General features: G+C 36.1%; 4 protein-coding genes. 2 read left to right on the top strand and 2 right to left on the bottom strand.

Features of this window, described 5'->3' with window-relative positions; translation table 11 throughout:
* The first annotated feature begins 245 nt into the window (after positions 1-245).
* Positions 246-3,728 (top strand): DNA polymerase III subunit alpha, encoded by a 3,483-nt coding sequence (gene dnaE, locus U9P79_08555; GenBank protein ID MEA2104672.1) that lies wholly within the window; start codon positions 246-248, stop codon positions 3,726-3,728.
* Positions 3,718-5,046 (top strand): GWxTD domain-containing protein, encoded by a 1,329-nt coding sequence (locus tag U9P79_08550; GenBank protein MEA2104671.1) that lies wholly within the window; start codon positions 3,718-3,720, stop codon positions 5,044-5,046. The genes dnaE and U9P79_08550 overlap by 11 nt, the downstream gene beginning before the upstream one ends.
* A gap of 118 nt (positions 5,047-5,164) precedes the next feature.
* On the opposite strand, the gene U9P79_08545 is transcribed toward U9P79_08550, so the two are convergent.
* Entirely contained in the window at positions 5,165-9,133 is a 3,969-nt protein-coding gene (locus tag U9P79_08545; protein MEA2104670.1) for a C25 family cysteine peptidase, read from the bottom strand.
* A 24-nt stretch (positions 9,134-9,157) separates the two neighbouring features.
* Positions 9,158-10,510: aminopeptidase (locus U9P79_08540; protein MEA2104669.1), on the bottom strand; the 1,353-nt coding region annotated here is incomplete at its 5' end.

The following is a 10,510-nucleotide window of genomic DNA, read 5'->3' as shown; positions in this document are numbered from 1 at the left end:
AATTGTTTCAGGGAATGGGCAGTAACATTACGATTAAAACCAAAAATATTATTCGTGAAAATCTGTGTTCATTAGTGGCTAAAAAAATCTTGACTCACCGCCAGCCAACGGACAGATCAAATTCTTTTTCCCATAAATTTGACAACAATATATGAAACTCCGCTTTTTCAAAACTAAATAATGAAAAATAAAATGAATAATAATCAAGCTTTATAAATAAATTTATAAAGCAAACAGGAGTTTTAGTGACGTTTGTCCATTTACATAATCATACTCAATACAGTCTTCTTGATGGAGCAAATCGGGTTAAAGACATTTTGGAAACCGCAAAGGTATTCAATATGCCAGCTCTCGCCATTACCGATCACGGAAATATGTTTGGTGTCATTGATTTTTACCAAACAGCTTTAGAGATCGGAATAAAGCCCATAATCGGAATGGAAGCATATATTATTAACGGAAAAATAGAATCGGAAAAAGACAAAAAAAATGATAGATTTCACCTTACGCTTCTTGCAAAAAATCAAACGGGTTATGATAATCTTGTAAAACTGACCAGCATTTCTTACCTTAAAGGATTTTATTACAAACCTCGCATTGATAAGTATTACTTGGAAAAATATTCTGAAGGTCTGATCGGACTTAGTGGCTGTATGAAGGGTGAGGTGCAGCAATTGCTCATTAGAGATAAATTTGAACGAGCTGCTAAAACCGTGAAAAAGTATCAGGAAATATTTGGGGAGAACGATTTCTATATTGAAATTATGCGGTTGGGAATGCAAGATGAAGAAAAATTGATTGAATCGCAAAAAAAACTTGCTTTGGAAACCAAGGCAAAACTCGTAGCTACAAATGATTGCCATTACCTGCACCAATCCGATGCTACAGCCCACGATGTTCTTCTCTGTATTCAAACCGGCAAATTAATTACCGACGAAAAGCGAATGAAATTTTCTACTGATAAAGTTTATTTTCGCTCTCCGGAAGAAATGGAAACACTTTTTAGTGATATACCGGAAGCTATTGAAAACACAGTTAAAATAGCTGACAAATGTAATTTGGAACTGGATTTTAAAGAATTTAAACTCCCGAAAACACCTATCCCGGATGGATATGAAAGCCCTGCAGATTATTTGTACAAAATCGTTTATGACGGAGCAAAAGAAAAATATGAAAAGATTACTCCTGAAATACGAGACAGAATCGAGTATGAATTTCGTGTTATTCAGGAAATGGGTTTCGTGGGATATTTTTTGATAACGAGAGAAATCGTTTCATCTTCCAGAAAAATGGGAGTAATGGTCGGTCCGGGAAGAGGTTCGGCTGCCGGTAGTATCATTGCATATCTCACGGATATTACCAGAGTTGATCCGCTTAAGTACAATCTTCTTTTCGAGAGATTTCTGAATACCGCCAGAATCAGTATGCCGGATATTGATATGGATTTTTCCGCAACCGGAAGAAATAAAGTGCTTCAACACATTTTGGATGAATACGGAAGAAAAAACGTCTGTCAGATCGTTACTTTTGGAAGTCTGGGAGCAAAAATGGTTGTACGTGATGTTGGACGGACAATGGATATCCCGCTAAATGAAGTTAATGCCATTGCAAAATTAATCCCATCAACTCCAAAAATCACCCTAAAAAATGCACTGAATGGAAATTCCAAATTACAGAAACTAATCAATAGCAAAGCTCAATATCGCGAGTTAATGAACTATTCACAAACCTTAGAAGGTCTTTCAAGGCATTCAGGTGTTCATGCTGCCGGGGTTGTTATTGCCCCTGATAATCTGATGAAATTTGTCCCTCTGTCTAAAAATGTAAAAGAAGATGTGATTGTAACCCAATATGAAGGCAAGTGGCTCGACACGATTAAAATGCTAAAAATGGATATATTGGGTTTGAAAAATCTTACTGTAATCGAAAAAAGTATCGAACTTATCAAAAAAAATCATGGAATAGAAATTGACATAGACAATATAAAGCAGGGAGACAAGCTAACTTACGATATGATTTGTGCCGGTGAAACTGACGGAGTTTTCCAATTTGAAGGCTCGGGTATGAGAGAAGTTTTAAAAAAAGTCAAGCCCCGTAGGATAGATGATCTGGCTGCATGTACGGCATTATATCGTCCAGGGCCTCTTGGTAGCGGGATGCATGAAGCTTTTATCCGACGAAAAAATGGCAAGGAAGAAGTATCATATCCTCATCCTCTTGTTGAAAAAATTCTGAAAGACACTTATGGTGTAATCGTTTATCAGGAACAGGTTATGCAAATTGCTCATCAATTAGCCGGTTTCACGCTCAGCGAAGCAGACACGCTTCGCAAGGCTATGAGTAAAAAGAAGAAAGCAATTATTGCCAAATTCAGTCCTAAATTTATTAAAGGTGCTGTAAAAAAGGGAGTGGAAGAAGATATCGCCAAAGAGATTTATTACCAGATCAAACAATTTGGACAGTATGGTTTTAACAAATCACACAGCGTGGCATACAGTATCATTTCGTATCAGACGGCATTTCTGAAAGCAAATTATCCCACTGAATATATGGCAGCTTTGATGAGCGTGGAAAACGATAATGACAAAATTGCAAAATTTATTGATGTTTGTAATAAAATGGGTATCAAAGTGGAATCTCCCGATGTAAACAATAGCGATTATGATTTTGCGGTAAAGAAGGGAAAAATTTACTTCGGGCTCAAAGCAATAAAAAATGTCGGGAATAATGCAGCTAACGAAATCGTGAAAAAACGTGATGAAGTAGGGAATTTTTCAAGTATATATGAGATAACAGAAAATATTCCCAGTGCAAGTTTGAACAAAACTACGCTTGAATGCCTAATTGCTGCCGGAGCGATGGATAATTTGGAAGGGAATCGGGCAGAACAATTCAACGCTATTGGTCAAGCCTTGGAATATGGAGCAAATATCAGCAAAGATAAAGCCGGTGGACAGCCTTCGTTATTTGATACGCTTGAAGAAGATAATTCCGTAAAATATCCCCCTTTGAAGAAACTAAAGGACTGGAGCATTTCATTTAAACTAAAAAAAGAGAAGGAATTGCTCGGTATGTATTTTTCCGGACATCCCCTTCTTAAATATAAAACCGATATTGATATGTTTGTAAACTTAAGTGCAAAAAATTTTCGTAAGATTCGTCAGACAATCAAATTTTCAAAGGATTGGAAAAATCGGGATAAAAACAAAAAAAAATTTAGGATTATTGGGCTTGTAAATGAGGTTACCATAAAACGCGATAAAAATAATAATGAAATGGCATTTGTGCAAGCGGAAGACCTTTTTGATAAATTTGAGGTAATATTCTTTTCTTCTGTCCTGCAAAGATTTGATATTTCAGATCTGAGTGAAGATAAAATTCTGCTTTTTACTGTCAGTTTCTCTTCACGTGATCAAGATGCCGACTCTTGCAAATTTATCGGTGAAAATATTACAGCGATAGATCAACTTCCAAAAAAATTATCCGGGGAAATTTCCTTATCTTGTAAAGAAAACAGTCTTGACACTGAGCTGCTCAACACTTTGGTAAACGAGTATTTTAAAAAAAACGTGGGAAAATTCAAATTACACTTTAAAATAAATACAGAAAAATTTGGAATGTTAGATATTCTGTCTCAAAAATATAGCATCTATCCTACTAGCGAACTTTTGACTTTTGTAAAAAACAACGAAAAACTAAAAATGAGGATAAAATTAAATGAAAATTAAAATATTTTTCATAATTCTGCTTGTAATTGTTCCCCAATTTTTATTCGCAGAATTTACGGTTTACTTTGATTGCAACCGATTCCTTTCCGAGCAGGACAACACAATTTTTGAAATAACCTATAAGATTCTCCACAAAGATCTTCAATTCGCTTTGTTAAACAAAAAGCCTGTTGCTCAAATCAGTGTAGAATTTTTTATCTATAATACAAGTGGCAAAGAGTTATATAAACAAGAATTTTCCCGAAGAATTTCTTTGGATAAAGCCGAGGATACTCAAGATGAAGATTTCTTCTATATAGATAAAATAATCGCTCAGGTTCGACCCGGGAAATACCGTTTTTATGTTAAGATTACCGATCAAGTTAGCAAGGATAAAATTGTGTGGGATAAAACCATTTCTTCTCTTCCGGTTGATGAATATTCCTTCAGCAATCTTGAAATAAATTCATTTTCCATAGAAGATGACCAAAAAAGCTCACAAAGTTTTAGACGAGATGGCAGAATTTTCTTGGTCAATCCAAATAAAGTTTTTTATCCTAATAAGCAAGCCGATTTTACTTATTATTTTGAATACTATCCCGCAAAAAATGATTCAAGCATCAGTGAAATCTCCATTTCGCTTTTTGACGAAAAAGACAAAAAAGTTTTTGAGCAAATGGAAGCATGGATTCCTACCACATGGAAAGGTGTTTTCTGGAAAAAAGTACCAATTTCAGATTTTAATTATGGAAAATATACTCTCCAAGTTACCGCTACAAATCCACAAATATCCTGCGATAACCGCATTTCAAAAGCGACCAATATCTTTCTCAACGAAAAGAAAGAGGAATCTGAACCTTTCGATCTGAAGCGCGAATATGAAATTGCCAAATATTTTCTAAATAATACCGATCAAAAAAAATATGACAAATTGGATGAGAACGGTAAAGTTGCCTACTTAAAAAAATTCTGGCGAAGCAATGACCCGAATCCGATAACAGAAAAGAACGAAATTAAAGAATTAATAATTCAACGAATAGAAGTTGCAAAAAATAAATATTCTTCTGTTGGACAGAATTGGGAGACCGATATGGGACGAATTTATGTACGAAACGGTAAACCCAGCGAGGTCATTGAAAAAAGTTATGAATATCGAGCCAAACCATATACGGTTTGGAAATATTATGAAAAGGGAGAAAAAAGAGTTTATCTGTTTGTTGATTTTTCGGGGCAATCAAATTACAGATTGGTTTATTGCGAAAATGATAATACAGAAGTTACAGATCCTGGTTGGCAGGATTATCTGGGACCGTATTTTGACGAAAGTGTGCTGGAATAGAAGAACAAAAAGAAAACAGAATAAAATCCATTGCAAAACCAACTTTAATTTTTTTGGCAAAACAAAAGAGCGAGATATTCACATATATCCCGCTCTTTTTTTAATTGCCTATATTTTTTTATCTAAGAAATATCATCTTTTTTGTTATATCTTTTTTGGCAGTAGAAAGACGATAGAAGTAAATTCCGTTTGCAACGGGTCTATTCCGATTATCATTGCCATTCCAGACATAATCAAACTGGCGGGTATTTTCAATCTGGGGAGTATAACTTTTTACCAATTGCCCAAGAATGTTATATATTTTCAACTGGGCTTTCTCTGTATTTGCAGGTATTGCAAAGGAAATAGTAGTAGCGTTTTGAACAGGATTGGGAAAATTCTGCATCAAAACCAATTTATTTTTGTTAATGGGTTCATCACCGATTGCCAAGAATGATTGTGCATAGCTTGATTCGGGATCTCCCACCAGAATATCATCAATATACCAACCATCTTCGTTTACTCCTTGGTCGGCAAAAAGGGCAAATCTCAAATGCACTTCGTCTTCACCAACATAATCGGAAAGGTCCATTTCTTCATAAACCCATTCTTCCTGAGTGTCATCATACACTGGTTGTCCGTTCGGCTGAAATGAACCTGCACCGGGTTCGGTGTATAAACCTTCAAGTGCAGTCCAACTGTAGCCATTTAAAGAAGCCTGCACCTGTGCATAATCATAATCATTGCCTTCAATCCACCATTTTGTATAGAAATGAAGATCTGCGGATGTAAAAGTGCTCAAGTCAAGTGGATCTGATAGTTTCAGATAATAAGTTTGATTATTTGAATAATTTCCGTAAGGTGATTCGGTAAACGAATGATTCGGAGAAACAGATTGAAGTGTGGTGGTTCCCCATAAACTTGTATCCCATTGTTCCAATCCGTTTTCACAATTATCAGATAAGGCTGCTTGCCCGAGAAAATAATTGTACCCAATATTTTCCGTGAGCTCGAATTCACCATTATAGGGAACGTGATCAGCAAAACTCACATCAATAAGATAGGTATAACCTACGGGCAATTCCACAAAATAATTTCCATCAACATCCGTTTGGATCGAGGCACATTGCTCACCATCTTCAAGAGTATAATTTAAGGTTGCATTTGGAAGAACATCAAGAGTATCTCGAACATTACCATAGATCTGGCAACTTTCCACAGGAACCAACATTATGTCATGCTCATTCTCTTCAAAATCAAGAAAATAATTCAATTCCTGATAAGGTTCATAACCCCATCTCGTTATATAAATATCATAATAATCGACAGGTTGATCGGCAGTTATTTCATACTGCCCGTCGGAATCTGTTACAGAACTAAATACAGGATCTCCGCTAGGAATTACTCCCGCTTCATAGAATTTTACTTCTGCGTTTTCAATAGGAAGTCCGTTAGAAATATTTTTGACTTCACCTGAAACGGTTCCGTAAACTTCTTCAACCGGAAAACTTTCCTGATAAATATTATAACCGGATTTTGCAATAACTGCTATTACCGATAAAAATGTTGTAGGTGTTACTTCCATTGTGAGTTCAGATGTGCTGACATAATCTCCAGCATCAACTTTTACCCACAAAGTTGTTTCGTCATTATTCACGCTTGCAAACACCATTCCCGGAAGGTTGCATGCAAATGCATCTGTAAGATCATAATTTGTTTCAACCGTAAGATCAGGATCAGAAAGGTCATCTGCAATAACGCATATTGCATCTTCAAAAATAAGGAATTCTTCACCGGGGATTTGACCATAGATCTGTAATGAAGGTCCATAAGGATAATCAATGGACAAAATTGCATTTCCATCTTCATCTGTAGGAACAATATCGGAAGTGTATCCAACACCTTCTGCCCAAACGTTTACACCAACTTGCGGGGTAATGCTATCCGGTCCGATTACATTCACACAAATATCAGTTGGGACATTTGCGTAAAGCGTATCAGGTGTAAAATTTACAACACTGGTAAGAATATGAATTTCACCCAAATATTTGAAGTAATCATGGGCTGTGAAAGCAATATTTACATTACCGCTATTTACCGGAACTTCATCAAAAGTGATTGTTCCGTTACCGAATGAATCTATTTGCCCGAATCCGTAAACCGTATCATCGTCATATATTACAACACGAGCATCCGGTTCTGCGATCACACTGATTTCTTCGGTTCCCGCATTAATATTTTCAGGAAACGTTGGGGTCATTGTCATCGGTTCATTCGTCCAAATATCCAAAGCAGGATTTCCGAACACGTTTAATTCATAACAGCACCATCTATGCACTCCGCTTGTTTGAACGAATGCAACTGCATGCTCTTTTGAGAGAGCGTTTGCTCCCCCAACAGAAAACTCATTATCATCAAACAGAGCATCAATATATTCTCGGTGGAAAACCTGGGAAGCTCCATTCGTGCTGCCTTGCATCCCCCAGCCATAGCGACTATTACCAATCCAAGTTGCAGCAGCAGTGGGCATTGAGGTTATTTTTTCGTAGAAGCAATCGCCTGAAACATATCCTGAAATTGTCATATTATCGAAGGAACCGGGATAACATGCTTGAGAGTAGCCATTGAAGAAATTAGCATTAGTTCCGTCATTGCTGATATTATAAACAGTTAGATCGGGATTATCAATATTAAGGCAATGCGTCAAATTTCCATGTCCAAGATGATTCACCATGGTTGGTCCCTGATTTAATTCATTGTATAAATTTGTAGATGTCCAACCGTAATCCATTTCATAGAGAGTGGGAATATTCCAGTCTCCAGGAATTCCAATGGTTGTGTATCCGTTTGTACTGCAACCGCTAATCAGTTCATTCATATATTGACCCCCATAAGTGTTGGGCCAGAGATATTCACCAATCATTAATGAACTTTTTAGGTTGCCGGTAACCGGAGATTCGGAAAAAAGTTGAATTTTATTTAATTGATTTTCAATTTCAGTAATATTATTGAAAAATATCCTGCCGATAAATAATTCAGAAAAAAGATCTGCTTCGGCAGGTTCACCCCAACGATTATCATTATCATTATTCCAGTCAGGTCCACTTCCGGGGGCATTCGTTCTGTCTAAATTGGAAAAATACATATCGGCTGGAATATCACCCTGCTCATTTCCCACGTTTGCATAAAATTTTCGATATGGAACTACATCCGTATCTCCACCAAAAATCACATATTGGATAGGACCGTGAGTTGCATATTGATCTTTAATATAATTACGAACCTTATTGGCATTATCAACTCCGGTGTAATTATCATAAATGTCTTCAACAGTTTTGGTACCGGTTCGATATCCTCTCGTTATGTGAAAATCTACAAGAGGTTGAAAATCGTCCACATGATCTTCGCCTGTGATAATAACGATATCAAGGGCTTCTTCATCTCGAGTTCTACGGGTGGAATAATCTGAAGTTGCATGGGGATTATCAACAATATTTTCAACCCTTCGAATAATGTTTTTATCTTCAAATAAATATTTTCCAGCTTCACTTACCGCTTCATCATAATCCGTTGTAAATGAAACCGTCAGGTCTTCATAATAATAAAGTTCTTGGGTGGAGGGATTATAGCTAATCGGAGTAATTGCAATTGAGCCGATTGAATAGCCGGATAAACAATTTGTTGTTACTCCGCTGTAGTTTGAGTAGGGATACTGCTTGGAGCTGGAATAAACTTTTTGATCAGGATTGATAAATTCCGCTTGATCCATTTTGGAGATTGGCAGCTGTTCTTGGAGAGGATAGATAGAATAATGTCCCATATACACCTTTTCACCAAAGGAGATTGAGACATCTGAGATACTTTCGTTTCTTGGTAACAGAAGCGAAGCATTGATGAAGGGAACTTCAGGTTCACCGGGATTTCCCAAAGCAACACCCTTGTTCAAAAAAATCTTTGAGTATATTCCGTCTTCTGTAATTGTCGGTTCATCGAATACATACTTTTTTGTTACTACACCAGCAAAAGATGCTGATGCAATCAAAATAAATATGAGAATTAAATAATATTTCTTATCCGAAAATATTCGGGATTTCATTTCATGTAACATTTTTTACCTCACTATTTTTTATCCTCAGGAAGTTCCTTCGGATAGTTTACCGTTAATAAATAATATTTTCCCATCCACATAGATAGTTTTATTTAGAAGGAAAAATTGGGCTATCATATTTGAATCTATATCACTTTGATCCGCTTCATCCCAACCGACCTGTAAACTAACACCACCAAAAATTTTACTGTTTATATACAAGTGATGCATATTTTGTCGAATTGCGGGATTCATTCCAATACAGAAAGATCCGATCATATCCTTATCACCTTCGGCAGCTTTGAAAATAGATAATAATTTTTCATTGTCATGATCGGCTTTTATATCAATAATTTTATTGTTTTTAATCTTAATGTTCACATCCAGAAATTCATCATCATAAAGATAGGCAAAATCCGTATGCAAATTACCATTGATGGTTGCATTTTTTAGAAGAGCAACTACTAAGCCGCCGGGAATTTCCGTATCATCACAGGCATGATCCAAATGACCGTTTTTTACTATGATATGTTTAGTTCCTTGAAATTTCAAATTGAGATAACCACCGTTTCCATCTTCAACCTTTATTTGTTTTGCTTGTTCCAATTGCTTCTTTACGTAAGATGTTTTTTCATTAATCACATCCGGTTCTGTAAAAAGTGCTTTCCAATACAGTTCACTTCTAAGAATTTCTGATTCTTCCGCACCCTTTTTTTTATGAGGGGACTTGTCTGAGAAGGAGTTTCTTTGTAACGTATCAATCGTAAGATAACGCACATCTTTTTTAAAAGTTTTTCGTACATTTTTTCTTTTTGCAGCTTCAATTAGATCACTTTTTTCTTTCATATCTTTTGTCAGGGATGAATCATCCAGAAAGTCACCGGAAAAAATAATATGAGCATCAATATGTTCCAGAAGAAAATCGTCAATTACATCTTTACATGAGTGTTCTACGGGTACGTTTCGGATGAAATTATATTCCATCCGTTTTGTGCCGAAGATAGGGATGGCATAAGCACCTTTTTTGGCAATTTCGACAACGAGATCTTCAACGAGTTTTTGGTGCACTGGCTGGTAACTTATGGCGATTTTTTCATTTTCCTTTACCGCCATATTTTTATTAATTATCTTTTCCGCCAAATCTCTAAAACTGATTTTTGCGATTTTTTCTCGATGCCAATCTTCAATTTCACTATCAACAAGATTATGTATAAGATGAGTTTTTTCGAGGTTTGCAGTGCCGAGAGAAATATCAACAAAATAATTCTTTGCGACAGCACGATAATATTTTTTTACTGTTCCCCGCACCTTCTCTGTGCGAACAAGTTTTATAAAACCTGCTTCATCCAATTGCTTCATATCATACCAGAGGGCATTCTGCTTGCTATGGAAAATCTC

It is taken from the genome of Candidatus Cloacimonadota bacterium (assembly GCA_034661015.1).
Taxonomy (GTDB): Bacteria; Cloacimonadota; Cloacimonadia; order JGIOTU-2; family JGIOTU-2; genus JAYEKN01.
Note: the sequence above shows the minus strand (reverse complement) of the source record. Positions and strands in the feature narration are given on the sequence as shown.